Raw genomic sequence first — 26,579 nt, forward strand, 5'->3', positions numbered from 1 at the left:
ATGTCGCCACTTGACTATTTAGCTACTTAGTTAAATACTAGAACAACTCGCATCGGAAGTCACGCACAGGAGCGCCCATGTTTCGCTGGTCCCACGGTCTGCCCAGGATCGCCCTGGCCCTCATGCTGGGCGCTCCGCCCGGCCTCGGCCATTCGGCGGGTACAGCGGATTCGGCGGGCGGGCTGGCCACCTGGACGGTGGCGCCCGCCACGGCGCAAGCCCTGGCCAGCCACGACGGCACGATCGAGGCGGTGCGCCAGACGCTCGTCTCGGCCCAGGTGGCCGGCGCCGTCGTGGCCCTGCCGGTCAAGGCCGGCGACCGGGTCAAGGCCGGCCAGCTGCTGGCGCGCCTGGACGCGCGCGCGGCCGAGCAGCAGGCCGGCGCCGCCGCCGCCCAGGTGGAGGCCGCACGCGCGGCCCAGCAGGTGGCGACGCTGGAGATGCAGCGCCAGCGCCAGCTCTTCGCCAGCCGCTTCATCAGCCAGGCCGCGCTGGACCGGGCCGAGGCCCAGTTCAAGACGGCCACGGCCCAGGCCCAGGCCCAGCTGGCGGCAGCCCAGGCTGCGCGCACCGAGAGCGGCTACTTCATCGTCCGCGCGCCCTATGACGCGGTCGTCTCCGAGCTCAGCGTGATGCCCGGCGACATGGCCATGCCGGGCCACGCCCTGCTCACGCTTTTCGACCCGGCGGCGTTGCGCGTGGCCGTGGCCGTGCCGGAGTCGGCGGCCGCCGCGCTGAGGCGCCAGCTCGCGTCGCCGGTGGCGGTCGAGATCGCCGGCCAGCGCATCACGGCGCCGCGCTGGGAGGTGCTGCCCGCGGCCGACCCGGTGACCCACACGGTCACGGTGCGCATCGATCTGCCGGCAGGCAGCGCCGCCGCCCCGGGCGGCTTCGCGCGGGCCTGGCTGCCGCTGGCCGCGCAGGCCGGCGCGGCCGGGCGGGTGTTCGTCCCGAGCCGTGCCCTGGTGCAGCGCGCCGAGCTGAAGGGCGTCTACGTCATCGCGCCCGACGGGCGGGCGCTGCTGCGCCAGGTGCGCACCGGCCCGGCCGGCGCCGACCAGACCGAGGTGCTGGCGGGCCTGGCGGCCGGCGAGCGCATTGCGCTGGACCCGCAGGCCGCCGCGCGGAGGCCGTGATGGAGCTCGGCCTGTCGGGGCGCATCGCCCGCTTCTTCCAGTCGGCCCGGATCACGCCGCTGCTGGCCCTCGTGGCCCTGCTGCTGGGCCTCTTCGCGGTGGCGGTCACGCCGCGCGAGGAGGAGCCGCAGATCAACGTGACGATGGCCAATGTGCTGATCCCCTTCCCCGGCGCCGCCGTGCGGGACGTCGAGCAGATGGTGGCGACACCGGCCGAGCAGGTGCTGTCGCAAATGGCCGGCGTCGAACATGTGATGAGCGTGTCGCGCCCGGGCCTGGCCGTGATGACGGTGCAGTTCAAGGTGGGCGTGCCGCGCACCGAAGCCCTGGTGCGGCTCTACGACACGGTGCAGTCGCATGCCGACTGGCTGCCCGCCGGCCTGGGCACAGCGGCGCCGCTGGTCAAGCCCAAGGGCATCGACGACGTGCCCATCGTCACGCTGACGCTGTATGCCAAAGACGCGCAGACCGGCGCCTTCGACCTGGAGCGCATCGCCCACAGCCTGGAGGCCGACCTCAAGCGCGTGCCCGGCACCCGCGAGGTGGCGACGCTGGGCGGCCCGGGCCGCGCGATCCGCGTCGAACTCGACCCGGCCCGCCTGGCGGCGGCCAGCCTCTCCGTGGCCGAGCTGCGCCAGGCCCTGCAGTCGGCCAACACGGGCGCCGCCGCCGGCCAGCTGCTGGCGGGCGACCGCGCGGTGGATGTCGAGGCCGGCCCCTTCCTGCGCGATGCGCGCGAGCTGGGCCAGCTGGTGGTGGGGGCGCGCAACGGCCGGCCGGTCTACCTGGGCGACGTGGCCCAGGTGGTCGACGGCCCGCTGCCGCCGCAGCGCTATGTCTGGCACGGTGCGGGCGGCGCCGAATTCCCGGCGGTGACCCTGTCCATCACGAAGAAGCCCGGCGAGAACGCGATCCAGGTCGCCGACGCCGTCATGCAGCGCGTGGCCGAGCTGCGCAACACCGTGATCCCGCAGGGCGTGGAAGTGGCCGAGACGCGCAACTACGGCGCCTCCGCCAACGACAAGGCGATGAAGCTGATCCAGAAGCTGATGTTCGCCACCGCCTCGGTCGTCGCGCTGGTCTTCATCGCACTGGGCCGGCGTGAGGCCGCCATCGTCGGCAGTGCGGTCGTGCTGACGCTGACCGTCACGCTGTTCGCCTCCTGGGCCTGGGGCTTCACGCTGAATCGCGTGTCGCTGTTCGCGCTGATCTTCTCCATCGGCATCCTGGTGGACGACGCCATCGTCGTCGTCGAGAACATCCACCGCCACATGGCCCTGCACCCGGACCGCACGCTGGCCCAGCTCATCCCCGGCGCGGTGGACGAGGTGGGCGGCCCCACCATCCTGGCCACACTGACCGTCATCGCGGCCCTGCTGCCCATGGCCTTCGTGTCCGGCCTGATGGGGCCCTATATGAGCCCCATCCCCATCAACGCCAGCATGGGCATGTTGCTGTCGCTGGCCATCGCCTTCATCGTGACGCCGTGGCTGGCAAGGCTGTGGCTGAAGCGCACGGGCGATAGCGGCCACGCCGGCCATGGCCTCGCGGCCCGGCTGGGCCCGCTGTTCGAGCGCCTGTTCCGCCCGCTGCTGGACGATGCCCGCGGTGCGCGCAACCGCCGCTGGCTGGGCGCCGGCGTGGCCGGGCTGATCGCGCTCTCGCTGGCGCTGCCGGTGCTCGGCCTCGTCGTGCTGAAGATGCTGCCCTTCGACAACAAGTCGGAGTTCCAGGTCATCGTCGACATGCCGGCCGGCACGCCGCTGGAGCGCACCGCCGCCGTGCTGCACGAGCTGGGCAGCTATGTCGGCAGCCAGCCCGAGGTGACCGACTACCAGGCCTATGCGGGCGCGGCGGCGCCGATCAATTTCAACGGCCTGGTGCGCCAGTACTACCTGCGCAGCGGCGGCGAGGTCGGCGACCTGCAGGTCAACCTGGTCGACAAGCACCACCGCAGCGCGCAGAGCCATGCCATCGCGACCCGCATGCGCCCGGCACTGCAGGCCATCGCCCGTCGTCACGGCGCCAACGTCAAGGTCGTCGAGGTGCCGCCCGGCCCGCCGGTGCTGTCGCCCATCGTCGCCGAGGTCTACGGCCCCGACGCCGACGGCCGCCGCCAGGTGGCCGGCCAGGTGCGCCAGGTCTTCGAGCAGACGCCGGGCGTCGTCGACGTGGACGACTCCGGCATCGCGGCCGCGCCCAAAACGCTGCTGCTCGTGGACCGCCGCAAGGCGGCCCTGCTCGGCGTGCCGCAGTCTGCCGTCGTCGCCACGCTGGCGGCCGGCCTGGCCGGCGAGGCCGCCACCTGGCTGCACGACGGCAGCAAATACCCCGCCAGCGCCTGGCTGCAGCTGCCGGCCTCCGCCCAAGGCGACCTGGACACGCTGCTGCAGCTCGGCGTGCGCAGCGCCGCCGGCGCCCTGGTGCCGCTGCGCGAGCTGGTCACCGTCAGCGACAGCCTGCGCGAGCAGCCCCTCTTCCACAAGGACGGCCTGCCGGTGCACTACGTCGTCGGCGACATGGCCGGCGCGCTGGACAGCCCGCTCTACGGCATGTTCAGCATGCGCGGCGAGCTCACAAGCATCGCCACGCCGGGCGGCGGCCGGCTGCAGGAAGCCTTCATCAAGCCGCCCAGCGACGCCTGGCGCGACTACACGCTGAAGTGGGACGGCGAATGGCAGGTCACCTACGAGACCTTCCGCGACATGGGCGCCGCTTATGCGGTGGGCCTGGTGCTGATCTACCTGCTGGTGGTGGCGCAGTTCGGCTCGTATCTGACGCCGCTGATCATCATGGCGCCCATCCCGCTGACCCTGGTCGGCGTGATGCCGGGCCACGCGCTGCTGGGCGCGCAGTTCACGGCCACCAGCATGATCGGCATGATCGCGCTGGCCGGCATCATCGTGCGCAATTCCATCCTGCTGGTGGACTTCATCCGGCTCGAGGTGGCCCAGGGCCGGCCGCTGAAAGAGGCCGTCGTGCACTCCGCCGCGACGCGCGCCCAGCCCATCGTGCTGACCGGCCTGGCCGCGATGCTGGGCGCCTTCTTCATCCTCGACGACCCCATCTTCAACGGCCTGGCGATCGCGCTGATCTTCGGCATCCTCGTCAGCACGCTGCTGACCCTGGTCGTCATCCCCCTCCTCTATTTCGTGGCCTACCGCCACGAGGCCCCGTCCGAAACCTCAAGGAGTGCTTCATGAGTTCCTGGCAAATCGTGCGCCTGTTCGCAGGCAGCTTCATCCTGATCTCGCTGGCCCTGGGCGTGCCTGGCAGCCCGTTCTTCGTCAGCCCCTGGTGGCTGGCCTTCACGGCCTTCGTCGGCGCCAACCTGCTGCAGAGCTCGATCACGCACTGGTGCCCGCTGGAGATCATCCTGCGCAAGCTGGGCGTCAATGCCGGCTGCTAAACTGCCGCCCGTCATTGGGGAGTAGCCGCACCGAAGGTCTTTCGGTGGCTCGCGTCAACATACTTGGCCTCACGGCCATGGCGCGCGCGGTGTACGACTTGGCAAGACCTTTGACCATGCATCCGCGGTTCGGCCGGGCGGGCGCGTGGTCAACCGTCTTCGTCCGGCCGAGGAATCCGCAGCAGCATGGAAGCACTCCTGATGTCCACCGGCGTGGTGGCCCTGGCCGAGATCGGCGACAAGACCCAACTCCTGGCCTTCGTCCTGGCCGCCCGTTTCAAGCGGCCCGTCCCCATCATCCTGGGCATCCTGGCCGCGACCATCGTCAACCACGGTGCCGCGGGCGCGCTGGGCGCCTGGATCACGTCGGTGCTGAGCCCCGAGCTGCTGCGCTGGGTGGTCGGCCTGTCCTTCCTCGGCATGGCGGCCTGGACGCTGATCCCCGACAAGATCGACGACGAGGACACCCGCGTCAGCGGCCACCTCGGCGTGTTCGGCACGACGCTGGTCACCTTCTTCCTGGCCGAGATGGGCGACAAGACGCAGATCGCCACCATCGCGATGGCGGCGCACTACCCGCAGCCGCTGCTGGTCGTGGCCGGCACGACGCTGGGCATGCTGATCGCGGACGTGCCCGCCGTCTTCGTCGGCGACCGCTTCGCGAAGAAGATCCCGATGAAGCTGGTCCACGGCGTCGCCGCGGCGATGTTCGCGGTGATGGGCCTGGCGACGCTGCTCAGGGTCGACCGCTGGCTCTGAGAGCTTGAGAGTCTTTCACCCATGCCCGCCTTGCACGCCAAAACACCCTCGCTCGTCGTTGCAAATGCTCGCCATAGCCCGAGCTATGGCTGCGCTTTGCGCCTAGATCGAGGGCGTTTTGACGCGCCTTTCGGGCACGGCCGAAAAACTCTCAAACTCTGAGCCCAGCAAAAAGGCCGGCGGATGCCGGCCTTTGCCTGGTGCGCGAGGTGCCTCAGGCGAAGTTGGCTTCGGCGAACTGCCAGTTCACGAGGTTGCTGAAGAAGGTCTCGACGAACTTCTGGCGCAGGTTGCGGTAGTCGATGTAGTAGGCGTGCTCCCACACGTCGACGGTCAGCAGGGCCTTGTCGGCGGTGGTCAGCGGCGTGCCGGCGGCACCGGTGTTGACGATGTCGACCGAGCCGTCGGCCTTCTTCACGAGCCAGGTCCAGCCGGAACCGAAGTTGCCGACGGCGCTCTTCACGAAGGCTTCCTTGAAGGCGGCGTAGCTACCCCACTTGGCGTTGATGGCCGCGGCCAGCGCGCCGCTGGGCTCGCCGCCGCCGGCCGGCTTCATGCAGTTCCAGAAGAAGCTGTGGTTCCAGATCTGCGCGGCATTGTTGTAGACGCCGCCCGAGCTCTTCTTGACGATCTCTTCCAGCGTCAGCGCTTCGAACTCGGTGCCCTTTTGCAGGTTGTTGAGGTTGACCACATAGGCGTTGTGATGTTTGCCATGGTGGAACTCCAGCGTTTCCTTGCTGTAGTGCGGGGCCAGGGCGTCGATGGCATAGGGCAGCGGGGGCAGCGTGTGTTCCATGGTGGGTCCTCGAATGTTGGGGGGAAGGGAAACGCGGCGGATTGTAGGGAGCGGGGATCACCCCTGCGGGGATGCCCGTACTCTGAGAATTTGCAAGTCGGCGCTGCCATCGGCCAGCACGGCGCGCACCGCCCCGCCAGGCCGCAGCGCCTGCACGGACGTGACCGCGCCGCCCTGGCCGTCGTCCAGCCAGGCATAGCCGCGCGCCAGCACATGCTGGGGGTCCAGCGCCTGCAGCCGGGCCTGTAGCGCGTCCAGCCGCGCGCTGTGGCGCGTCAGCAGCTCGGCCTGCGCGCGCGCATGGCGCTGCGCGAGATGCTCCAGGCGCTGGCGCTGCAGCTCGACACGCCGCCCCGGCGCCGCGGCCGCCCGCTGGGCCAGCAGCTCCAGCAGCCGGCGCTGGCGGGCCAGCGCGTCGCTGGGCCGGGCCAGGCGCAGCGCCAGGCGGTCCAGGCGCTGGCCCAGGCTCTGCAGCCTATGGTCCAGGCGCAGCGTCAGGCCACGCTCCAGGCCGGCCAGTTCGGTCAGTAGCGTCTCACGGGAAGGCGCGGCCAGCTCCGCGGCGGCCGTCGGCGTCGGCGCGCGCAGGTCGGCAGCTAGGTCGCACAGCGTCACATCGGTCTCGTGGCCGACGCCGCAGACGACCGGCAGGGCGGACGACGCGACCGCACGCACGACGCGCTCGTCATTGAAGGCCCACAGATCCTCCAGCGAGCCACCGCCGCGCACCAGCAGCAGCAGGTCGACCTCGGCCCGCGCATTGGCCGTGCTCAGCGCATTGACGAGGGCCGGCGGCGCCTCGGCGCCCTGCACGAGGCTGGGGTAGACGACGACCTCGACCTGGGGGGCGCGCCGCGCCAGCGCGGTCAGCACATCATGCAGGGCAGCACCGGCCGTCGACGTGATGACGCCAATGCGGCGCGGGTGGAGCGGCAAGGCCCGCTTGGCCTCGGGGTCGAACAGGCCCTCGGCCGCGAGCCGCGCGCGCAGCTTCAGGAACTGCTCGTACAGCGTGCCTGCGCCGGCCCGGCGCATGGCCTCGACGACGAACTGCAGCTCGCCGCGCGGCTCGTAGACGGCCACGCGGCCGCGCAGCTCGACGAGAGCGCCGTCGGCGGGCGTGAAGTCCAGCATCGCGGCCGCGCGGCGGAACATCGCGCAGCGCAGGCTCGCGGCCAGGCCGTCGGCGTCCTTCAGCGTGAAGTAGCAATGGCCGCTGGCTGCGCGCGTGAAACCGCCGATCTCGCCGCCGACGGTGACGACTGAGAAGCGCTCGGCCAGGCTCTGCGAGATCGCCTCGACAAGGCCGGCCACGCCCCAGACACGACGGCCGGATGCGGGTTCGCGCGCCTCAATCACGCGCAAACCCAATGCCGGCGCGGGCCGGGAAGTCCACAGCCGCGCCAATACTGGGCTGGCGGGCGATTTCGGCTCATGGCGGCCGTCATGGCGTCGTCATGAGCACATAAGGCCTTGTTTTTCAATTCGAATTCCGCTGCTCAAACTTGAGGCAAATTGTCCAAGGCCTTGATTTGACGGCCCCTGGCGCCCACCACCCCGGGCTTGCCCACAAAGTTATCCACAGCGGCGGTGGATTGTGAGGGCGCTTTCAGGGGATAGCGGAACTGGCGGCCGGGACCAGGGCTGGGGTCATAATCCCGCGCACTCATCCGGCCTCCGCGGCCGTTTTTTTCGACGAGGACGACCTTGTTTTCGATCATACAAGCGGCCGGCTGGCCGATCTGGCCCTTGCTCCTGTGTTCCGTGGTGGCCCTGGCCCTGATCATCGAGCGCCTGTCCAGCCTGCGCGCCAGCCGCATTCTGCCGCCGCGGCTGCTGGACGACGTGATGAACGTCAGCGCCCAGCAACTGCCCGCGCCCGACATGGTCGACCGCCTGGCCGAGAACTCTCTGCTCGGCGAAGTGCTGGCCGCGGGCCTGCGCGCCGTCACGGCCGAGCCGCAGATGCCCGAAGGCAAGCTGCGCATGGTGTTCGAGTTCGCCGGCCGCCGCGCCGTGCATCAGCTCGAGCGCTACATGAACACGCTGGGCACCATCGCGACGGCCGCGCCGCTGCTGGGCCTGATGGGCACGGTGGTGGGCATGATCGAGATCTTCGGCAGCCAGACGCCCGGCGGCGGCAACCCCGCCCAGCTCGCGCACGGCATCTCCATCGCCCTCTACAACACGGCCTTCGGCCTGATGATCGCCATCCCCTCGCTGATGTTCTACCGCTACTTCCGCGGCAAGATCGAGGAATACGTGCTGGAGCTGGAAGCCGCCGCCGACCGGCTGCTGGGCCAACTGCGCCGCTACACCGCCTGAGCCCGAGCGAGGAACACGCCATGCGCTTTCGCTCCCCGCATCGCGAGCCGCCGGAGATCAATCTGATCCCCTTCATCGACGTGCTGCTGGTGATCCTGATCTTCCTGATGCTGTCGACGACCTATTCCAAGTTCACCGAGCTGCAGATCACGCTGCCCTCGGCGGACGCGGAGAAGCTCAAGGACAGGCCGCAGGAGGTCATCGTCGGCATCGCCGCCGATGGCCGCTTCGTCATCAACCGCCAGCCGGTGGAAGGCCGCTCGGTCGACATCCTGATCGGCGCGCTGCGCCAGGCCTCGGGCGGCAACGCGGAGGCGTCGCTGATCATCTCGGCCGACGCGGCCACGCCCCACCAGGCCGTCATCAACGTGATGGACGCCGCGCGCCGCGTCGGCCTGACGCGTGTCACCTTCGCCGCGCAGACCGACGCTCGCTGATCGGCTGCAGCGCGAGTGGTTGAGCGGTGGACCTCTGTCCGCCGCGCTGCTACCGCTGAGCTGGCTCTACCACGGGCTGCTGGCCCTGCGCGGCCTCGCCTACCGTGCCGGGCTGAAACGCAGCGGGAGCCTGCCGGTGCCGGTCATCGTCGTCGGCAACTGGATCGTCGGCGGCGCCGGCAAGACGCCGACGACGCTGGCCCTGCTCGAACTGCTGCGCGCGCGCGGCCTGCGCGCCGGCGTCGTGTCGCGCGGCTATGGGCGGGCCGACACGGACGTTCGAATCGCCGGGCCGGGCGGACGGGCGCAGGAACTCGGCGACGAACCCCTGCTCATCCACCGCCGCGCCGGCGTGCCGGTGGCCGTCGGCGCCGACCGCGTCGCCGCGGCGCGGGCGCTGCTCGCCGCCCATCCCGAGCTGGACCTGCTCGTCAGCGATGACGGCCTGCAGCACTGGCGGCTGCCGCGCGAGCTGAGCCTGCTGGTCTTCGACGACCGCGGCCTCGGCAATGGCCGGCTGCTGCCGGCCGGCCCGCTGCGCCAGCCCCCCGCACCGCTGGCCGCCGACGAACTCGTCATCTACAACGCAGCCCGGCCCAGCACCGCCCTGCCCGGCTTCGTCGCGGAGCGCCGGCTGGCGGGCGCCGTGCCGCTGGCCGGCTGGTGGGCCGGCGAGCGCGCCGACATGGCCACGCTGCTCGCGCTGAGCGGCCGCGCCGGCCTGCTGGCCTGCGCCGGCCTCGCGCGTCCGCAACGCTTTTTCGACATGCTGGCCGGCCTGGGCCTGGCCTTCGAGCCCCTGCCCCTTGCCGACCACGCGGACTTCGGCACGCTCCCCTGGCCCGCGGACGCGGCCGGCGTGCTGCTGACCGAAAAGGACGCGGTCAAGCTGCCGCCCGAGCGCGCCGGCGGCGCGCCGGTCTGGGTCGTGACGCTAGACTTTGCCCTCGGCGCCGGCTTCGAGGCCGCGCTGGACACCCACCTCCAACGCCTGTTTCCCCAATGGATCAACGACTGATCGAGATGCTGGTCTGCCCGCTGTGCAAGGGGCCGCTGACGCTGCTGCGCGGCGATGAGCCTGCCCTGGCCTGCCGCGCCGACCGCCTGGCTTTCCCGGTCCGTGACGGCATCCCGCTGATGCTGGAGAACGAGGCCAGGCCCTGGGATCCGGAGGCCGCCAGCGCGCCCGTGCCGCTGGCACCTGCCGAGTGATGGGCGGCTTCACCGTCATCATCCCGGCCCGCCTCGCATCGACCCGGCTGCCGAACAAGCCGCTGGCCGATATCGCCGGCCTGCCGATGATCGTGCGTGTGGCCCAACGTGCGGCCGAATCCGGCGCAAGCCAGGTCGTCGTCGCGACCGACGCTCCCGACGTCGCGGCCGCCTGCGCCGCCCACGGCGTGCGTGCGCTGATGACGCGGGCCGACCATCCCTCCGGCAGCGACCGTCTTGCCGAAGCCGTCGAGCAACTCGGCCTGGCTGACGACGCGACGGTCGTCAACGTGCAGGGCGACGAGCCGCTGATCGCGCCAGCCATGATCGACGCCTGTGCCGCAACGCTGGCCGCGCAGGCCGACTGCGTGATGGCCACCGTGGCGCACGCGCTGACCGAGCCTTCCGAGTTCGCGAATCCCAATGTCGTCAAGCTCGTCACCGACAAGGCCGGCCGGGCCCTTTATTTCTCGCGCGCGCCCATCGCCTGGTGGCGCGACGGCGCAGGCCTGCCCAACCAGGCGCTGCGCCATGTCGGCCTCTACGCCTACCGCGCCGGCTTCCTGCGCCGCTTCCCGACGCTGGCGGTCAGCCCGCTGGAGCAGATCGAGTCGCTGGAGCAGCTCCGGGTGCTGTGGCATGGCGAGCGCATCGCGGTGCATGTGAGCGCTGAACGGCCCGGTCCGGGCGTCGACACGCCCGAGGATCTGGAGCGCGTGCGTCGCTTGATTCACGCGTAAGCACCAACTTGGCGCGTCAGGCCCCCGAAAGGCCACATGCGATACTCGACCGCTGAGCTGAGGCGGGACTTTCTACACGGTCCCGACACAAAGAGGAGACCCATGCGACTGATTCTTCTGGGCGCCCCCGGCGCCGGCAAAGGCACCCAAGCTGCCTTCATCTGCAAGCAATTCGGCATTCCGCAGATCTCCACCGGCGACATGCTGCGCGCCGCCGTCAAGGCCGGCACGGCACTGGGCCAGCAGGCCGACGCCGTGATGAAGGCCGGCGGCCTCGTCAGCGACGACCTGATCATTGCGCTGGTCAAGGAGCGCATCGCCCAGCCCGACTGCGCCGCCGGTTTCCTGTTCGACGGCTTCCCGCGCACCATCCCCCAGGCCGACGCGATGAAGGCCGCCGGCGTGAAGCTGGACTATGTGCTCGAGATCGACGTGCCCTTCGAGGCCATCATCGAGCGCATGAGCGGCCGTCGCTCGCACCCGGCCTCGGGCCGCACCTACCATGTCATGTTCAACCCGCCCAAGGTCGAAGGCAAGGACGACGAGACCGGCGAACCGCTGGTGCAGCGCGACGACGACAAGGAAGAGACCGTCAAGAAGCGCCTGGACGTCTACTCCGCCCAGACGCGCCCGCTGGTCGACTACTACTCGCAGTGGGCCGCCACCGGTGACACCCATGCGCCCAAATACCGCCGCATCGAAGGCATGGGCTCGGTGGACGACATCACTCAACGTGCGCTGGCTGCCCTGAACAGCTGAAATCACTGCCGCTTCCACAAAAGCCGCAGCGCCTGTGCCCTGCGGCTTTTTTGTCGGCCACAATTGACGTTTACGTCAACCAATCAACCCAGGAGATCCTCATCATGGAAATCGCAGGCAAGGTGTTCATCGTCACCGGCGGCGCCTCGGGCCTCGGCGAAGGCACGGCCCGCATGCTGGCCGCCCACGGCGCCAAGGTCGTCATCGCCGACCTGCAGGTCGAGCGCGGCCAGGCCATCGCGGCCGAACTCGGCGGCGTCTTCGTCAAGTGCGACGTCAGCCAGGAGGCCGACGGCCAGGCCGCCGTTGCCGCAGCGACCGGCCTTGGCAAGCTGATGGGCCTCGTGAACTGCGCCGGCATCGCACCGGCCATCAAGACGGTCGGCAAGGACGGCGCCCACCCGCTTGCCGCCTTCACGAAGACGATCACGGTCAACCTGATCGGCAGCTTCAACATGATCCGCCTCGCGGCCGAGGCCATGGCCAAGAACGATCCCGAGCCCACCGGCGAGCGCGGCGTGCTGATCTCGACGGCCTCGGTCGCCGCCTATGACGGCCAGATCGGCCAGGCGGCCTATTCGGCGTCCAAGGGCGGCGTCGTCGGCATGACCCTGCCCATCGCCCGCGACCTGGCCCGCAACGGCATCCGCAACATGACCATCGCGCCGGGCATCTTCGGCACGCCCATGCTGTTCGGCATGCCCCAGGAGGTGCAGGACGCACTGGCTGCCAGCGTGCCCTTCCCGAGCCGCCTGGGCAGGCCCGAGGACTATGCCAAGCTGGTGCACCAGATCGTCACGAACGACATGCTCAACGGCGAGGTCATCCGCCTGGACGGCGCGATCCGCCTGGCGCCGAAGTGACCGCTGCGGCGGCATGAAAAAAGGGCCTTGTGCGAACCAGGCCCTTTTTGTTTGGCTTTGCGGCCGGATCAGCGCTTGGCCGAACGCGACTGGATGATCCACAGGCGGGCGAGTTCGGCGGAACCGTCCGTGCCCCTGACCGTCTTCCAGGCGCCCTGGGCCCTGGCGCTGTCGCCACCCAGGTAGTAGGCCAGGCCCAGGTAGAGCTTGGCGTCCTCGGGGCGCTTCAGATTGCCCTTGGCGATGCCCTGCTCGATCTGCGACACGCCCTTCTTGGCGTCGCCGCCGAAGGCATTGGCCAGGCCCAGCGTCACGAAGGCATTGCCATCCTTGGTTTCTTCGGCGGCCTTCTCGTTGGCAGCAGCGCCGGCCTTGGCCTCGCCGATCTTCTTGACCATCAGGTCGGCCAGACGTTTGTGGCGCGCGCCCTCGGTGCCCTGGCCCAGCAGGCCGGCGGCCAAGCCCTTGTCGACAACCTGCTTGCCTTCCTCGGGATAGCCGGCCTGGGCGGCGAGCTGCGCCATCTCCATGTAGTCGTTGGCCTCGCGCATATTCCCGGTGGCCAGACGCAGGCGGTACAGGTCGAGCTGGTAGCGGTCCGAAGCGAAGCTCTTCTTCTGCGGCAGGCTGCCCAGGATCTGGGCCCAGAGCTTGGGATCGGGGTAGTAGTTCAGCAGCTTCTCGGTCGCGACGCCTTCGGCATTCGCATCGCCCTTCTTCTGGGCCGCGAACAGCAGCAGGTTGAGCTTGTCGCGCGACGGCGCACGGCCAGCCTTCTCGTCGGCGGCGATCTCGTCCAGCGTGTCCCTGATCGTGGCGCTCATGTCGCCCGACAGGAACTGGGCGTTCTGCTGCACCTGCTTCATCGCGGGGCTGTTGCCGCCTTCCTTGAAGTAGCGCTGCGCCCAGGCCAGCGCCTTGGCGTTGTCCTTGTTGCGCAGATAGGTGCCGGCGATGGACTCCATCATCTGCAGTTGTTGGGCCTGGCCGAGGCGGCCCGCGGCCTTCAGGGCCTCGAAACCCTTGACCATCGAGTCGGCATCACCTGCGCCCGAAGCCGCGGCGACCCGCATGCCTTCGATGGCGTTGTTCTCGGCCTGGGTGCGGCCACCAACGGCCTCGGCGTCGCGCACCTTGCCCAGGGCTTCCTTGTACTTGCCGGCCTTGATCAGCTTGCTGGCTTCGGTCAGGTGGGTGCCGATCTCCTTGCGCACGCTCTCCTGAGCCGACGCCTGGCTGACGCCGAATTCAGCGCCGGGCGCGCCGCTCAAGGACAGGGCCAGGGCGCCAACGGCGACCGCCACCAGGGTTTTCAAAGTCTTCATTTGCTCTCCTGCAAAGCAAAAACGCGCCGCCCTCTCGGGCAGCGCGCATTCAAAGTATCAGCGTCAGTCCCGAGTTCACGTCACTTGACGTACTGCTCGTTGCCGACCATGCCCATCTTCTTGACGCTGTTGCGCTGGGCCGAGGCCATGACGGCAGCGACGGCACCGTAATCCACCAGCTTGTTCGGCTTGATGTGGACTTCGGGCTGGTCGGCCACCGGCATCTGGCCGATCTCGACCATCTTGGCGTCGACCGCTGCCTGATTGGGCAGCGGGTCGTTGTCCCAGTACAGCGAGCCGTCGAAGTCGATCACGACCGTGTGCACGACCGGGTCCTTGTCGGGCGGCGTGGTGCTCGGCGGCGGCATGTCCAGGTTGATCGAGTGCAGCTGGATGGGGATGGTGATGATCAGCATCACCAGCAGCACCAGCATCACGTCGATCAGGGGCGTCGTGTTGACGTCCAGCATGACCTCGGGCTCACCGCTCCCCGAGGAACTTCCAACATTCATTCCCATGCTTGACTCCTGGCTTCAACCACCGCGCTCGGGCGGCTCGGTGACGAAGCTGATCTTCATGATGCCAGCGCGCTGGCAGGCGAAGACCACGCGGCCGACCGACTCGTAACGAGACTTGTCGTCACCGCGGATATGCACCTCGGGCTGCGGGTTCTTGACCGATTCCTTGCCGAGGCGCTGCACCAGCTCCTCCATGTCGGGAACGACCTTGGTACCCCAGTAGACTTCGCCGTCCTTGGCGACCGAGATTTCGATGTTTTCCGGCTTGGTGACGCGGATGACGTTGGTCTCCTTGGGGAGATTCAGCGCGATCGACTGCGTCACCACCGGGACGGTGATGAGGAAGATGATCAGCAGCACCAGCATCACGTCCACGAGGGGCGTGGTGTTGATGGCCGAGACCACCTCGTCTTCACCGCCGGATGAGGATCCGACGTTCATGCCCATAGCTTTGGCTCCTGTGCGAGCAGGCTGGGCTTAGCGCTTGGCGACGGAACGGTTGCCCATCAGCACGCCATGCAGGTCGGCGGCGAAGGCGCGGACTTGGCCCATCACGCTCTTGTTGCGGTTGACCAGCCAGTTGTAGCCCAGCACGGCCGGAACGGCGACGCCCAGACCGATGGCGGTCATGATCAGCGCTTCACCGACGGGGCCGGCAACCTTGTCGATCGAAGCCTGGCCGGCGACGCCGATGGCGGTCAGGGCTTGCAGAATGCCCCACACGGTACCGAACAGGCCGATGAAGGGAGCGGTCGAACCGACGGTAGCCAGGAAGCCCAGACCGGCGCCAACCTTGTTGTTGACATCGGTGACGGCGCGGTCGATGTTGACCGTGACCCAGCTGCTCAGGTCGATGTTCTCGGTCAGGGCACCTTCATGGTGCTCGGAAGCCTCGACGCCGGCGGCGGCGATGTAGCGGAAGGCGCTTTCTTCCTTCAGGCTGCGGACGCCATCAGCCAGGCTGGTCTTCTTGAAGAACGTGGAGCGCACGTCCTTGGCCTCGGAACCCAGCTTGCTGGTGTCCCACAGGCGAACGATCAGGATGTACCAGCTGCCCATCGACATGATCAGCAGCAGGGTCAGCACAGACTTGGAAACCATGTCGCCGTGCTGCAGCATCGCACCCAGGCCATAGGGGTTGTCCGATGCCTTGGCGGGCGCGGGGGTGGCAGCGGGTGCGGGAGCGGCGTCAACAACGGCCGAAGCGGCGTCGGCCGGCTTCTGGTCTTGGGCGTGAACGGGCGAAACGGCCAGGGTCGCGGCGACGGCGATGGCGGCGAAGAGGCCGGTGATGCGAGAAATCATGGAGTCAACTCCTACGGAAAATTCTGGTTTGGTGTTGGTTAACGCGCCGAGCGGGCGCCGAATTCGAAGCGGAACTTGTTACTCGATCTTGAACTGGAACTCCTGCTCGAACACATGATCGCCCGGGCACTCGTAGGTGTCGCGCAGCGTGGCCTCGATGGCCTGGACCAGCGCACGTTGCGCCTTGCGGTCCACGCCGCCACGCAACGAGGTGATTTCGACGGCGGTGACGCGGCCAGACTTGACGGTCGCGACGGCCTTGTACAGCGCTTCACCGCTCCAGTTGACCGACGGCATCTCGGGCTTGCCCATCTTGGTGCAAACCATGCCAGCCGTGATCTTCGTGGGCTTGGCGGCCGGCGGAGCGGCCGGTGCGGGCGGCGGTGCCGGACGCACTTCGGCGACGGCGGGCGGCGCGACCTGAGTGGACTGGATGGCCGGTGCCGGTGGCGCCGGTGCGGTCACCTGGAACTCGGGCGGCGGCACGAAAGGCGGCGGCGGGGCCTTGAGATCCGGCGGAGGCGGCACCACCTTCTCAGGCGGTGGCGGCGGTTTGACCTTTTCCTCGATCACCTTGACATCGAGCGGCCCGACGACCTTCTCTGCCACCTTGCGTGCCAAGCCGCTGGCAAGCGCCCAAATGATGATCACGTGGATCAGGATCACCGCCCCGATGCCCGTGAACCGGGACGCGCCCTGCTTCTCCTGCGCAAAATTCATGCGCGCTCCTTCTTGCAACTACAAATCACAGTCAACGACTTCATTCAGGATTGGGTAGGTAGAGGTTGCACTCCAGCCTTCGTCAGGCTCCCGAAGGGCGTGGATTCTAGATCGTGAAAGGCTTGATCCCGCCCCGTCAAAAAACATGAAGTTCAGCAGTTTTGTAAAGTCCCTTTGCGCTGGTTCGAGCAAAAAAAACGCCCGGTGGCATGATGCCGTCGGGCATGCGTTTCATCGCCACGATCCAAGCGCAGCAAGGCTGCACACAGGCCAGAAATGGCCATGAGGCATCTTAGCCGCCGGTCTTCGGCCCATTTCCTGGGGCTAACCCCAGCTGGAGCGACAGAGTGATTACATGTTCGTTCGCGAGCACGACCCGAGACTGTGCGCTGATCCAGCAGGCCGATCGACATGTGCTGGACTACACCCAGCTACCAGACTAGGCTGCGAGCCAAGGGTGCCCCGGCAATCGAGGCGACAAGGGTTCTCTCAGCCTGGCCCACGCACGCTACGGCTACGACCGCCTCCGCACGCTTCTGCCCAGCCTCAGCATCAAGCACAGTCAAAAAAACCCGCGCCGGAGCGCGGGTTTCGAATTGACGCTAAAGCAATTTACGCGGGATCAGAACTTCACGTTCGCACCCAGGTAGAACTGGCGGCCAATCGGGTCGGTGTAGCGACCATCGAAGCCACGCGCGTTGCCAGCATTCAACTGATCGACAACGCTGAAAGGCGGCTTCCGATCAAACAGATTCTTGATGCCACCAGTGATGGACACCGACTTGTTCAGCGCGTACTTCGTCTGCCAGTCGACCAGCATATAGCTGCCGACATGACGGCCAATCTGGTACTTGCCATCGGCCGTCATCAAGCAGGTGTTGCCGGTTGGGTCCGCTGGGTCCGCACGGCAATAGTCGGTCGTGTCATCCATGTAGCCCGGCTTGAAGTTCAGCGTGGCGGTGTTCGAGAACGCGCCAGTATCCAGGGTTGCACTCAGACGGAGCTGATAACGGAACGTCACCTGACCATCAGGCCCCACCTGGCTCATGCTGGTCTGATAACCCGGAACACCAGGCGACTGATAGTCAGCCTTGAGCATGTAGGTGCCGGCGAAGTGCGTCGTCAGACGACCGACGGGCGTGTTCATCCGACCGGTCGCGTCAAAGTCGATACCTTGATAGTTTGCCTTGCCGGTGTTGATGGGAAGGCTCAGGAAATTTAGGACAGGTGCATGGCTGACGGGATCCGGCGCAACCGTGAACAACTGCGGATATGCCGTGATGCCGTTGGCGGGGAAGGCCGTGTTGTCAGTCACCGTGTTGATCTGGTCCTTCAGGCGCACGAGCCAGAAGTCAGCACCGACGGAAATCGAATCGGTCGGCTCGAAGCGGAAACCCAGCGTGGCCTGCTGAGATTTTTCAGGCTTGAGCGCAGCGGCACCCGTCTGCGGATTGCCGCCCGCCAGGATGTTGTACTCCATCGTGCCTTGGCAATAGGCCTCCACCGCCGCGGGCAGATTGGTCGGGCAGGCATGCATGCCCGTCACCCCGCCGGATTGCAGAGGCGACGTCACATTGGCCATGGACGGGGCCTTGAAGCCCGTGCCCACCGAGGCGCGGAACAGCAGGTCCTTGGTAGGCTGGAAACGCAGGCTCAGCTTGTAGGTGGCCGAGGAATTCGTCTTGCCCTGGGTCGCAGCAGCGACCGGGTTGCCATTGGTATCGAAGTTGTCGTTGTTCTTGATCGCGGTATAGGAGTCATAGCGAGCAGAACCCGTGAACTCCAACGACTTCGTCACCGGCAGAACCAGTTCGGTGAACAGGCCAAACGCATTGCGCGACGAATCGAACGGCAGAGCCCCGCCGCCGCCGCCCACGATGGCGTCCGCGTAGTTCGGCTGCAGCGCGTTCTGTCCTTGGAGGATCGCGCTGGGGTTGTCCTTGTACTTCTGCAACGTGTAGTCAGCACCAATGCCCAGACCGATATCACCGCCAGGCAATTTGCCGAGCGAGGTCGAGCCGCGGACCGAAACCACATCGATCGAAGACTCAGATTGATCGATGACCTGGTGCAGAACCAGCGGGCGCAGCGAATTGACGCCGGCCCCCTTCACGGACATCAGCGGATCCCACGCGCCGCTGGACACGAGCTGGTCAAAGCCGATCTTGTCAACGTAGCCGCCATCGGCCTTGTCGGAGAACTTGTTCACCGAATGGGTGTAGGTGGCCGTCGTGTCCCAGTTGCCCAGGGTCGCGTCGACACCCGCGACAAAATGCAGCGTGTTGGTGGTGTACACGTCCGTACGGCCACCCGCGTCGAACAGGCGCATATTCATCAGCGTCGAGTTGCCCGCGACGGCGGTCACCCCGGGATGCCCCAACTGCGCCAGGTAGGGGTTGATATCCGCGGCAAGCAGGGATGCGGGGATCAGGTAGTTCTGCTGCGCCGGAGCCGCATAGACCGGCCGGTTCTGGAAGTTCGAAAGCGCCAATTCCGTGAACAGGGAAACCTTGTCGGACACGACCAAACGGCCGCTGGTGAACAGGCTGGCGCGGGTCGAAGCAGGGAGGTCCTCAACCGTTGCCGAATAGTCGTACTTGCAATAGTTGCCGGACTTGACCTGGTCGGCCGGGCAGGAACCCGACGCCAGCAAATGCGGGTTGAACTTCTTCTTGTACTGCGAACCATCGGACAACAGCACGTTCGACACGTTGGCAGGCACCGAATTCGAACTCAGCAACGGGATATTCTGCAGCTGGCCCTGATCCATGAACGTCAGGTTGCCCGTCTTCGAGAAATCACGCTGGCTTGCGAAGAGCGCCTGCTGGTTATCGAAGCCTGCCGCGAAGAGGATGTTGAACTTGTCCTTCTCCAGATCGCCGAAGCCCTTGCTGATGGACATCGTCGAGCTACCGCCGCCCGGATGCTGCGGCTTGTAGGCGCTAACGTTGAATTCGCCGTTGGTCGAATCCTTCTTCGTGATGAAGTTGACCACGCCGGCAATGGCATCGGAGCCATACAGCGCAGAAGCGCCGTCCGTCAGCACTTCGACCCGTTCGATGGCCGAAAGGGGAATGGCGTTCAGATTGACGGTGGAGCCCGTGTTCAGCGGCGCAAGGCGACGGCCGTTCAACAGAACCAGCGTATAGGACGCACCGACATCGTGCAGCGAAGCAGTGGTCGCACCAGCGCCGCCGCCATTCACCGACATCGAACTGGTGGTGAACCCCTGCATGGCCGGCAGGTTCTGGATCAGGTCCGTGACCGAGGTCACGCCGGACTTGGCGATCTCGGCCGAACTGATGGTCTGAACCGGCAGCGCCGCCTCGCCAGCAATGCGCTTGATCGAAGAACCCGTGACTTCGATGCGCTCCAGCTTTTGAGTGTCTTGAACCTCCTGGGCAACAGCGGTCGTGGCGGCCAGCGCCAAGATGGCGCCAGTGATAGTGGTAGTTTTGAACATTGAGACTCCTGTAAGGCTTGGGGCCTGCCCCCGTATTGAGGGCTGACTGACCCGGATGGGGCCGATCCTTGGACTGAGCGATTGGCTCAGGTTCGGGTGCCGAAAGTTTGATCGGGAGGGGGATATGCGCCCCCTTGGTAGATACCCCTAGGCCTCGTCAGAAATCACCTAAGCCATTGATTTATAAGAATCCGCACCATGATGGACCCTAGAGTGATTGCCCTAGGCGTTGGTTCTGCGCGACGGGTTCAGTGCGCCGGATTCGACAGCCGTGGCACCGCGGCCAGCAGATCTTTCGTGTAGCCTTCATGCGGCTGACGCAGGACCGTCTGACAACTCCCCTGCTCGACGATCCGCCCCGCTTTCATCACCGCAATTTCGTCCGCGATGTACTCGACGACGCCGATGTTGTGGGTGATGAAGAGATAGGCCAGCCCTTGTTCGCGCTGCAGTTCGCGCAGCAGGTTCAGGATCTGGGCCTGCACGGAGACGTCGAGCGCCGAAGTGGGCTCGTCGCAGACGATGAGCCGGGGCTCGACGGCGAGCGCGCGGGCGATGGCGATGCGCTGGCGCTGGCCGCCCGAGAACTCGTGGGGCCAGCGCTGTAGCGCGTCGCGGCGCAGGCCGACCTGGTTGACCAGGGTCAGCAGGCGTTCGTGCCGCTGGCCGGCATCCAGTTCGGGGCGCAACGCGATCAACCCTTCTTCGAGCACGTCGGCGACGCGCATGCGCGGGTTCAGCGAGGCGAATGGGTCCTGGAAGATGATCTGCACCTGGCGCCGCGCCTGCACGAGGGCCTGGCCCTGGAGCTGGAACAGGTCCCGGCCGTCGAACAGGGCCAGGCCGCTGACGCTGGCCTGGCGGCGCAGCAACTGGACGATGGCCTTGCCCGAGGTCGTCTTGCCGCAGCCGGACTCGCCGACCAGTGCCAGCGTGCGGCCGGCATGGAGCTTGAAGCTGACGCCATCGACGGCATCGAAATGCCGCGCCCCCCGGTGGAATAGCGGCGCCTTCAGCGCGAAGCGCACCCGCAGGTCGCGCGCGTCGAGCAATGGGGCGCCCCGCCCTGCCGGCTCGGGCGGCGGCGGCCTGGGCACGGCGGGCTGCCGGGGCAGGGCCTCGCCCGGCTGGCTGTAGAGCAGGCAGCGCACTTGGTGCTGTGGGCCTTCCTCGGTAAGCCGCGGCGGCGTGCTGGCGCAATGCCCCATGGCCTTGTCGCAGCGCGGCTCGAAGCGGCAGCCGGCGAAATCCAGCCATAGCGGCGGAACCGTGCCGGCAATCGCCGCCAACGGTTCGCCGCGCCGGGCCGCGTCCGGCAGGGCCTGCAGCAGCAGCCGGGCATAGGGATGCCTGGGCCGGGCAAAGAACTCCGCCGCCGGTGCGACCTCGATGATCTGCCCGGCATACATCAGCGCGACGCGGTGGGCCATGCCGCTGACGACGGCGAGGTCGTGCGTGATCAGCAGCACGCCGAGCTGGCGTTCGCGCTGCAGGCCGCGGATCAGGTCGAGGATCTGCGCCTGGATGGTCACGTCCAGCGCCGTCGTCGGCTCGTCCGCCACCAGGAAGTCGGGCTCCGCGGCCAGCGCGATGGCGATCATCACGCGCTGCTTCTGGCCACCGGACAGGCGGAAGGGATAGTCGTCGATACGGCGCGCAGGCTCGGGGATGCCGACGCGGGCCAGCCAGTCGATGGCCTTGGCGCGGGCGGCCTTGCCGCGCAGCGCGGTGTGAGCCTCGATGGCCTCGACGATCTGGTCGCCGACGCGCATGACCGGGTTGAGGCTGGTCGATGGCTCCTGGAAGATCATGGCCACCCGGCCGCCGCGCACCTCGCGCATGCGGCTTTCGGGCAGCGTGAGCAGATCCTGCCCTTCCAGGCGCACGGAGCCTGCGGCGATGCGGCCGTTCTCCGGCAGCAGGCGCATCAGGGCCAACGCCGTCATGCTCTTGCCGCAACCGCTCTCGCCGACCAGCGCGAAGGTCTCGCCACGCGCCAGCGTCAGATGCATGCCGTCGATGGCGCGCACGAGGCCGGCATCGGCGTCGAGCTGGACCTGCAGGCCGTCGATCTCAAGCATGCTCCGCCGCCCTCCTGCGCACGAAGACCCGAGGCCGCGTCGAGCGTGCCTTGGGGTCGAAGGCGTCGCGCACGCCGTCGGCGAACAGGTTGGCCGCCAGCACCAGGCTGACCATGAAGCCGAAGGCCGCCGCGAAGCTCCACCAGACGATGGGGTCGGCCGACATCTCGGCGCGGGCCAGGTTGATCATGCTGCCGAAGCTGTTCATGACCGGATCGACGCCGACGCCGACATAGGTCAGCACCGCCTCGTACAGGATCAGCTCGGAGAAGCTCAGCACCACGGTGATCAGCACCAGGTGCATCACATTGGGCAGGATGTGGCGACCCATGATGCGCAGATCGCCCACGCCGAAGGCGGTCGCGGCCTGCACATAGTCCAGCTCCCTCAGCTTCAACGTCTCGGCGCGCACGAGGCGGCACAGGCCGGCCCAGCCGGTCAGGCCGAGGATGAGGCAGAGCATCAGCATCTTGACGTCCGAGCGCTCGGCCGCGGTCTCGAAGAGTTCGGGGTTCTTGTCGAAGAAGACCTGCACCATCAGCACGCAGGCGGCGATCAGCAGCACATTGGGCACCGAGCTCAGCGTCGTGTAGAGGTACTGGATGGCCTCGTCCACCCAGCCCTTGTAGTAGCCGGCCAGCACGCCGAGCAGCAAGGCCAGCGGCAGCGTGGCCAGCGTGGACAGCGCACCGATGACGAACGCCGTGCGCAGGCTCTTCAGCGCCTGCACCAGCACGTCGTTGCCGGTGCGGTCGGTGCCGAAGACGTGGTAATGAGGCATCAGCGCGATGACGGGGCCGGCCAGCAGCAGCGCGACGGTCAGCGTGATGAGGATGGCGCGCAGCGGGTAGAAGCTGCGGTCGGCCGCGAGGTCGGCCAGCGCATGGCGCCAGCCCCCGTGCTGGCGGGCCAGGGCGGCGGCGGTCAGCGCCACGAGCAGCGCGGCGACCGCGAGGCCGGCGGCCAGGCCCAGGCCGGCGCGCGCAGCCACGTCGCCGGCCCACTGCGCGGCCGGGTCGCTCAGATGGGCGCCGCCGAACTTCAGGCGCGGGTAGTCGCGATGCACCTCGCCCCGGGCATCGATGACGCTTTCGCGGTTGAACCCATGTGTGCCCAGCGGCATGGAGTAGCTGATCTCGCGCATGTCGAGCTGGCGCTCCAGCAGCAAGTCCAGCAGCGACAGCGTGCGCGTGTCGTAGACGGCCGCCTCGCCCGGGGCCGTCGGCAACGCACGGCGCAGATGCAGACTGTCGACCAGGGTCACCAGCAGGCACAGCGCCAGCACGACACCGGCGCTCGCCGCCACCGGGTCGCGCAGCACGCGGCTCCAGGTCGTGCGCAGATGGGCCAGCGCCCTCACGCGCAGCGCATAGCCCACGCAGGCCGCGGCCATCAGCCACAGCGCGAGGTCGGTCCAGAGCAGCACGAACTTCATTGCAATCTCACCCGCGGGTCCACCCAGGTGTAGGCGATGTCGATCAGCGCATTGCTCGCGATGTAGAGCAGCGCGCCGAGGAAGACCATGGTGCGCACGATGGCGAAGTCCTGGCCGGTGATGGCCTCGATGACGAAGGCCCCGAGGCCGGGGATGCCGAAGAAGCTCTCGAACACCAGGCTGCCGAGGAAGACATAGGGCAGGTAACCGCCGGCGCTGGTGATGATGGGGATCAGCGCATTGCGCAGCACGTGGCGGCCCAACACCCGCCCCTCGCTCAGCCCCTTGGCGCGCGCGGTGCGGACATAGTCCTTGCCCATCTCCTCGAGGAACATCGCGCGGTACAGGCGAGCCTCGCCGCCCAGCCGGCTCAGCAGCGACAGCAGGATGGGCAGGGCCAGGAAGCGCACCGCGTCCAGGCCCGGTGCAAAGCCGTTCATCGGCACGAGGCGCAGCACGCGGGCGAACAGGAACTGGCCGACGATGATGTAGAACAGGCTGCTGATGGACAGCATCAGCACGCAGAGCACGACGCCCCAGAAGTCGATGCGCGTGTGCCTGAAGAACACCAGCAGCAGCGCGAAGGCCACGCTGGCGATGACCTGCAATATGAACAGCGGCAAGGCGAGTTGCAGGCTCACGCCCATGCGCACCTTGACCTCGTGGCCGATGTTGATGGCCTGGCGCGCATCGCTCTTGCCGAAGTCCAGCGCGAACAGCGACACCGAGCGCTCCCACAGGATGGTGTGCGTGACGCGCTCCGCCCCGGAGCGGCTGGCGTCGTAGTAGAGCGGCTTGTCATAGCCGCGCTCGGTCTTCCATTTCTCGATCTGCTCCTGCGTGACACGCTTGCCGCCGATGTTCAGCCGCGCCATGTCGTCCGGGGTGTTGACCGAGAAGAACAGGAAGAAGGTGAAGAGATTGACGCCGACCAGGATGGCCAGGCCATAGCCCAGGCGGCGCAGCACGAAGCCCAGCATCAGGCCGCCTCCACCCGAGCGGGCGCGGCCGTGGCCGTCTCGCGCTTGGCCCAAGCTCGGCGCGTGGCAACCCAGATGGCCAGAGCGCCGGCCGCCAGCAGCAGTAGCGGCCACCAGACCGGCCGGTTCCATTCGGCGACCTTGCGCGCGCGCTCCTCGGCATCCACGCGCAGATAGCGCGCACGGTCGCGCACGACGACGCCCGGCTTGCCGTTATGCACCCAGTGCTGGTAGGCGACGCCCGAGTAGCTCCAGTAGCCGAAGGCCCAGGGCGAGTCCTGGCGGACGATGTCCTCCATCTGCGCCATCAGCCGCGCCTTTTCGGGGCCGTCCTCCAGCGACTGCAGCTTGCGGAAGAGCCGGTCGTACTCGGAGTTGGCGTAGTTGGCCGTGTTCTCGCCCTCGTGCAGGCTCTTGCTGTTGGGGCCGTAGAGCAGGAAGAGGAAGTTCTCGGCGTCGGGGTAGTCGGCGAACCAGCCCCACCAGAAGATCTGGTGCTTGCCCTTGAGCACCTTTTCCTGGAACTGGTTGAAGTCGGTCGCGCGGACGTCGAGCTGGATGCCGAGCTTGGCGAACTGGCGCACCAGCCAGTCGTTCTCGGCCTTGAGCTCGGGCGTGATGACGCGCTGGAAGTCGTAGTTCAGCACCAGGGGCTTGCCCGTCACCGCGTCGCGGCCGCCGGGATAGCCGGCCTCGGCCATCAGCCTGAAGGCCTCCTCCAGCGGCCGGCGCACCACCCTGCCGTTCACGAGCCGGTGCGTCACCGGGTTGTATTCGCCGGGCTGGCCTTCCACGGAGCCGAACACGCCCGGCGGGATGGGGCCGTGGGCCGCATCGCCACCCTTGTCGCGGAAGATGCGGCCATAGCCCTCCTCCCAGTCGATGGCGATGGAGATGGCCTGGCGCAACGCGCGGTTGCGCTTGCTCTGCTCGGGCGTGTCGCCGCGGCCGACGACAGGGTCCAGCCAATTGAAGCCCAGATACCAGTTGGAGATGTCCACCATCATCGGCAGCCGGAAGCCGCGCTCCTCGTAGAAGCGCCTGACCTCGTCCGAGTCGTCGCGGTCCACCGCGAGATTGACACCCCAGTCGGCGCGGTCCATTTCGGGCAGGTCGAGATAGCCCTGCTTGAACAGCTCCTTGATGGGCACCTTCTCCTTCACGTTGGTGGCCACGACCTTGTCGACGAAGGGCAGGCGCTTGCCGCAATCGGCCAGCAGGCCCGCCTGCGCATCGCCCGGGCTGCCCTCGCAGGGGAAGGTGTCGGCGTGGTAGTTGGGGTTGCGGCTCAGCACGTGGCGGCGATCCTGCACGTACTCGGTCATCATGAAAGGGCCGCTGCCGACCGGCCACTGGTTCCAGGTCAGCGAATGGGCCGCCATGCCGGGCTGGGCGTAGAAGGCGTCGACTTCCCAGGGGATGGCTGCCGTGAAGTTGGTGGCCAGCCAGTACTGCCATTGCGGGTAGCGGCCCTTCAGGCGGATGCGCAGCAGGTGGTCGTTGACCGCCTCGGCACCGACCAGCGGCCAGCGGCGCAGGTCCAGGAAGGGCTTGTCGCCCAGGCTCTCGGGCAGGCCGGCCAGCTGGCTGTCGCTCTCGTGCCTGAGCAGGGCCATGTAGTCCTTCAGCCCCAGCACATGCTCGGAGAACAGCGCCGCCAGCGGCGCCTCGATGCGCGGGCTGGCATGGCGCTTGAGCGCATAGACGAAGTCCTCGGCCACGACGGCGCGCGTCGCCAGCTGCTTGAACTCGAAGGGGCTGCGCCTGTCGCCCAGTTCGCCGGGCTTGAGGTGGTGGTAGAGGTAGTTGCCCTGTGCGTCCTTCGCAAAGGCCGGGTGCGGCGACCACTTCAGGTCGGCGCGCAGGGGGATGTCGTAGACCGCCTCGGCGATCTGCTCGTCGGGTGCGTCGTCGGGCAGGCGGCGGCCCTGCGCGTCCAGGTAGTAGGGCTTGGCGATGGCCGCCGCGGCACGCGGGATCAGCGCATAGGGGCGCTTCAGCGCGTGATAGCCGTAGAGCGGCTCGCTGATCTCGTAGACGAAGGTGCTCTCGGGCGCCGAGTAGGACGAGGTCGGGTCCAGATAGCGCGGCGAGCGCTCCGAGAAGGCCATGTAGAGCGTGTTCTCCCGCTCGGCGCCCTGCGGATAGGGGCTGTTGTTGCAGCCGGCGAGCAACACGAGCGTCAACGCACCCAGGCCCGTCCTGATCCAAGCACCGATTCCAGCCACTGCGCCGCCCTCAAAACACGACGCCCCGGCGCGGGCCGGGGCGATGGGCGGGATGATAGTCGGGCACCTCGTCCGGACGAGGCTCGCG

Annotated in this window: 24 protein-coding genes and 1 riboswitch; of the genes, 11 read left to right on the forward strand and 13 right to left on the reverse strand. The window is 67.7% G+C overall.

Annotated features, from left to right (window positions below; translation table 11 throughout):
• Positions 1-77: 77 nt before the first annotated feature.
• The 4 genes from EV671_RS04040 to EV671_RS04055 all read left to right on the forward strand — a co-directional run bounded on the left by EV671_RS04040 (position 78) and on the right by EV671_RS04055 (position 5,304).
• Entirely contained in the window at positions 78-1,136 is a 1,059-nt protein-coding gene (locus EV671_RS04040) for an efflux RND transporter periplasmic adaptor subunit (protein ID WP_132570005.1), read from the forward strand.
• Complete coding sequence (locus tag EV671_RS04045; protein ID WP_132570006.1) at positions 1,136-4,339, forward strand: efflux RND transporter permease subunit; 3,204 nt, start codon at positions 1,136-1,138, stop codon at positions 4,337-4,339. The genes EV671_RS04040 and EV671_RS04045 overlap by 1 nt, the downstream gene beginning before the upstream one ends.
• On the forward strand, positions 4,336-4,545 hold the full coding sequence (locus EV671_RS04050; RefSeq protein ID WP_132570007.1) for a YgaP family membrane protein: 210 nt from the start codon (positions 4,336-4,338) through the stop codon (positions 4,543-4,545). Before EV671_RS04045 ends, EV671_RS04050 begins: the two co-directional genes overlap by 4 nt.
• Positions 4,546-4,549: 4 nt before the next feature.
• Positions 4,550-4,723, forward strand: a riboswitch (yybP-ykoY riboswitch).
• 8 nt (positions 4,724-4,731) lie between these two features.
• The gene (locus EV671_RS04055; protein WP_132570008.1) at positions 4,732-5,304 is read left to right on the forward strand and encodes a TMEM165/GDT1 family protein; all 573 of its coding nucleotides are present in this window, start codon (positions 4,732-4,734) and stop codon (positions 5,302-5,304) included.
• A 214-nt stretch (positions 5,305-5,518) separates the two neighbouring features.
• Here EV671_RS04055 and EV671_RS27190 read toward each other — a convergent pair whose 3' ends face one another.
• From EV671_RS27190 to EV671_RS04065, 3 genes are all read right to left on the reverse strand, one after another.
• The gene (locus EV671_RS27190) at positions 5,519-6,100 is read right to left on the reverse strand and encodes a superoxide dismutase (RefSeq protein ID WP_243655566.1); all 582 of its coding nucleotides are present in this window, start codon (positions 6,098-6,100) and stop codon (positions 5,519-5,521) included.
• 57 nt (positions 6,101-6,157) lie between these two features.
• Complete coding sequence (gene xseA, locus EV671_RS04060) at positions 6,158-7,456, reverse strand: exodeoxyribonuclease VII large subunit (RefSeq protein ID WP_415840370.1); 1,299 nt, start codon at positions 7,454-7,456, stop codon at positions 6,158-6,160.
• Positions 7,457-7,599: 143 nt separating this feature from the next.
• Complete coding sequence (locus EV671_RS04065) at positions 7,600-7,821, reverse strand: hypothetical protein (RefSeq protein ID WP_132570009.1); 222 nt, start codon at positions 7,819-7,821, stop codon at positions 7,600-7,602.
• On the opposite strand from EV671_RS04065, the gene EV671_RS04070 reads away from it, so the two are divergent.
• The 7 genes from EV671_RS04070 to EV671_RS04100 all read left to right on the forward strand — a co-directional run bounded on the left by EV671_RS04070 (position 7,808) and on the right by EV671_RS04100 (position 12,436).
• Complete coding sequence (locus EV671_RS04070) at positions 7,808-8,425, forward strand: MotA/TolQ/ExbB proton channel family protein (protein ID WP_132570010.1); 618 nt, start codon at positions 7,808-7,810, stop codon at positions 8,423-8,425. The two genes, EV671_RS04065 and EV671_RS04070, sit on opposite strands and share 14 nt — an antisense overlap.
• 20 nt (positions 8,426-8,445) lie before the next feature.
• Positions 8,446-8,862 (forward strand): ExbD/TolR family protein, encoded by a 417-nt coding sequence (locus tag EV671_RS04075; protein ID WP_132570011.1) that lies wholly within the window; start codon positions 8,446-8,448, stop codon positions 8,860-8,862.
• 19 nt (positions 8,863-8,881) lie between these two features.
• Positions 8,882-9,880 carry a tetraacyldisaccharide 4'-kinase gene (lpxK, locus tag EV671_RS04080; protein ID WP_243655568.1) on the forward strand — a complete coding sequence of 333 codons (999 nt, stop codon included), beginning with the start codon at positions 8,882-8,884 and terminating at the stop codon, positions 9,878-9,880.
• Positions 9,865-10,074: a Trm112 family protein gene (locus EV671_RS04085; protein WP_132570012.1), complete on the forward strand. Its 210-nt coding sequence runs from the start codon at positions 9,865-9,867 to the stop codon at positions 10,072-10,074. Before lpxK ends, EV671_RS04085 begins: the two co-directional genes overlap by 16 nt.
• Positions 10,074-10,814, forward strand: coding sequence for a 3-deoxy-manno-octulosonate cytidylyltransferase (gene kdsB / locus EV671_RS04090; RefSeq protein WP_132570013.1), 741 nt, complete (start codon positions 10,074-10,076; stop codon positions 10,812-10,814). Before EV671_RS04085 ends, kdsB begins: the two co-directional genes overlap by 1 nt.
• Positions 10,815-10,916: 102 nt before the next feature.
• Complete coding sequence (gene adk, locus EV671_RS04095; protein WP_132570014.1) at positions 10,917-11,573, forward strand: adenylate kinase; 657 nt, start codon at positions 10,917-10,919, stop codon at positions 11,571-11,573.
• A gap of 104 nt (positions 11,574-11,677) precedes the next feature.
• A complete protein-coding gene (locus EV671_RS04100; protein WP_132570015.1) occupies positions 11,678-12,436 on the forward strand; it encodes a 3-hydroxyacyl-CoA dehydrogenase in 759 nt (252 codons plus the stop codon).
• Between the two features lie 68 nt (positions 12,437-12,504).
• Here EV671_RS04100 and EV671_RS04105 read toward each other — a convergent pair whose 3' ends face one another.
• The 10 genes from EV671_RS04105 to EV671_RS04150 all read right to left on the reverse strand — a co-directional run bounded on the left by EV671_RS04105 (position 12,505) and on the right by EV671_RS04150 (position 26,491).
• Positions 12,505-13,761: a hypothetical protein gene (locus EV671_RS04105; RefSeq protein ID WP_132570016.1), complete on the reverse strand. Its 1,257-nt coding sequence runs from the start codon at positions 13,759-13,761 to the stop codon at positions 12,505-12,507.
• A gap of 80 nt (positions 13,762-13,841) precedes the next feature.
• The gene (locus EV671_RS04110; RefSeq protein ID WP_207911084.1) at positions 13,842-14,279 is read right to left on the reverse strand and encodes an ExbD/TolR family protein; all 438 of its coding nucleotides are present in this window, start codon (positions 14,277-14,279) and stop codon (positions 13,842-13,844) included.
• 15 nt (positions 14,280-14,294) lie between these two features.
• Positions 14,295-14,726, reverse strand: a complete 432-nt coding sequence (locus EV671_RS04115) for an ExbD/TolR family protein (protein ID WP_132570017.1) — start codon at positions 14,724-14,726, stop codon at positions 14,295-14,297.
• Between the two features lie 30 nt (positions 14,727-14,756).
• On the reverse strand, positions 14,757-15,584 hold the full coding sequence (locus EV671_RS04120) for a MotA/TolQ/ExbB proton channel family protein (RefSeq protein ID WP_132570018.1): 828 nt from the start codon (positions 15,582-15,584) through the stop codon (positions 14,757-14,759).
• Between the two features lie 78 nt (positions 15,585-15,662).
• Positions 15,663-16,304, reverse strand: a complete 642-nt coding sequence (locus EV671_RS27690; protein WP_132570019.1) for an energy transducer TonB — start codon at positions 16,302-16,304, stop codon at positions 15,663-15,665.
• A 622-nt stretch (positions 16,305-16,926) separates the two neighbouring features.
• Positions 16,927-19,767, reverse strand: coding sequence for a TonB-dependent receptor plug domain-containing protein (locus EV671_RS04130; RefSeq protein WP_132570020.1), 2,841 nt, complete (start codon positions 19,765-19,767; stop codon positions 16,927-16,929).
• Positions 19,768-20,015: 248 nt separating this feature from the next.
• Entirely contained in the window at positions 20,016-21,848 is a 1,833-nt protein-coding gene (locus EV671_RS04135; protein ID WP_132570021.1) for an ABC transporter ATP-binding protein, read from the reverse strand.
• The gene (locus EV671_RS04140; protein WP_132570022.1) at positions 21,841-23,283 is read right to left on the reverse strand and encodes an ABC transporter permease; all 1,443 of its coding nucleotides are present in this window, start codon (positions 23,281-23,283) and stop codon (positions 21,841-21,843) included. The genes EV671_RS04135 and EV671_RS04140 overlap by 8 nt, the downstream gene beginning before the upstream one ends.
• Positions 23,280-24,263, reverse strand: coding sequence for an ABC transporter permease (locus tag EV671_RS04145; RefSeq protein ID WP_132570106.1), 984 nt, complete (start codon positions 24,261-24,263; stop codon positions 23,280-23,282). The genes EV671_RS04140 and EV671_RS04145 overlap by 4 nt, the downstream gene beginning before the upstream one ends.
• Positions 24,263-26,491: an ABC transporter substrate-binding protein gene (locus tag EV671_RS04150; RefSeq protein WP_415840367.1), complete on the reverse strand. Its 2,229-nt coding sequence runs from the start codon at positions 26,489-26,491 to the stop codon at positions 24,263-24,265. Before EV671_RS04150 ends, EV671_RS04145 begins: the two co-directional genes overlap by 1 nt.
• Positions 26,492-26,579: the final 88 nt, after the last annotated feature.

This window comes from Roseateles saccharophilus (genome assembly GCF_004342485.1).
Classification (GTDB): domain Bacteria; phylum Pseudomonadota; class Gammaproteobacteria; order Burkholderiales; family Burkholderiaceae_C; genus Pelomonas; species Pelomonas saccharophila.

What these genes read in the sequence shown, in the direction of transcription:
- EV671_RS04055 (WP_132570008.1), top strand. Translation starts at nt 4,732, where the DNA reads ATGGAAGCACTCCTGATGTCCACCGGCGTGGTGGCCCTGGCCGAGATC.
- EV671_RS04045 (WP_132570006.1), top strand. Translation starts at nt 1,136, where the DNA reads ATGGAGCTCGGCCTGTCGGGGCGCATCGCCCGCTTCTTCCAGTCGGCC.
- EV671_RS27190 (WP_243655566.1), bottom strand. Translation starts at nt 6,100, where the DNA reads ATGGAACACACGCTGCCCCCGCTGCCCTATGCCATCGACGCCCTGGCC.
- EV671_RS04135 (WP_132570021.1), bottom strand. Translation starts at nt 21,848, where the DNA reads ATGCTTGAGATCGACGGCCTGCAGGTCCAGCTCGACGCCGATGCCGGC.
- EV671_RS04040 (WP_132570005.1), top strand. Translation starts at nt 78, where the DNA reads ATGTTTCGCTGGTCCCACGGTCTGCCCAGGATCGCCCTGGCCCTCATG.
- EV671_RS04140 (WP_132570022.1), bottom strand. Translation starts at nt 23,283, where the DNA reads ATGAAGTTCGTGCTGCTCTGGACCGACCTCGCGCTGTGGCTGATGGCC.
- EV671_RS04085 (WP_132570012.1), top strand. Translation starts at nt 9,865, where the DNA reads ATGGATCAACGACTGATCGAGATGCTGGTCTGCCCGCTGTGCAAGGGG.
- EV671_RS04115 (WP_132570017.1), bottom strand. Translation starts at nt 14,726, where the DNA reads ATGGGCATGAACGTCGGATCCTCATCCGGCGGTGAAGACGAGGTGGTC.
- EV671_RS04110 (WP_207911084.1), bottom strand. Translation starts at nt 14,279, where the DNA reads ATGGGAATGAATGTTGGAAGTTCCTCGGGGAGCGGTGAGCCCGAGGTC.
- EV671_RS04100 (WP_132570015.1), top strand. Translation starts at nt 11,678, where the DNA reads ATGGAAATCGCAGGCAAGGTGTTCATCGTCACCGGCGGCGCCTCGGGC.
- EV671_RS04120 (WP_132570018.1), bottom strand. Translation starts at nt 15,584, where the DNA reads ATGATTTCTCGCATCACCGGCCTCTTCGCCGCCATCGCCGTCGCCGCG.
- EV671_RS04075 (WP_132570011.1), top strand. Translation starts at nt 8,446, where the DNA reads ATGCGCTTTCGCTCCCCGCATCGCGAGCCGCCGGAGATCAATCTGATC.
- EV671_RS04130 (WP_132570020.1), bottom strand. Translation starts at nt 19,767, where the DNA reads ATGTTCAAAACTACCACTATCACTGGCGCCATCTTGGCGCTGGCCGCC.
- EV671_RS04105 (WP_132570016.1), bottom strand. Translation starts at nt 13,761, where the DNA reads ATGAAGACTTTGAAAACCCTGGTGGCGGTCGCCGTTGGCGCCCTGGCC.
- EV671_RS04145 (WP_132570106.1), bottom strand. Translation starts at nt 24,263, where the DNA reads ATGCTGGGCTTCGTGCTGCGCCGCCTGGGCTATGGCCTGGCCATCCTG.
- EV671_RS27690 (WP_132570019.1), bottom strand. Translation starts at nt 16,304, where the DNA reads ATGAATTTTGCGCAGGAGAAGCAGGGCGCGTCCCGGTTCACGGGCATC.
- EV671_RS04050 (WP_132570007.1), top strand. Translation starts at nt 4,336, where the DNA reads ATGAGTTCCTGGCAAATCGTGCGCCTGTTCGCAGGCAGCTTCATCCTG.
- EV671_RS04065 (WP_132570009.1), bottom strand. Translation starts at nt 7,821, where the DNA reads ATGATCGAAAACAAGGTCGTCCTCGTCGAAAAAAACGGCCGCGGAGGC.
- kdsB (WP_132570013.1), top strand. Translation starts at nt 10,074, where the DNA reads ATGGGCGGCTTCACCGTCATCATCCCGGCCCGCCTCGCATCGACCCGG.
- adk (WP_132570014.1), top strand. Translation starts at nt 10,917, where the DNA reads ATGCGACTGATTCTTCTGGGCGCCCCCGGCGCCGGCAAAGGCACCCAA.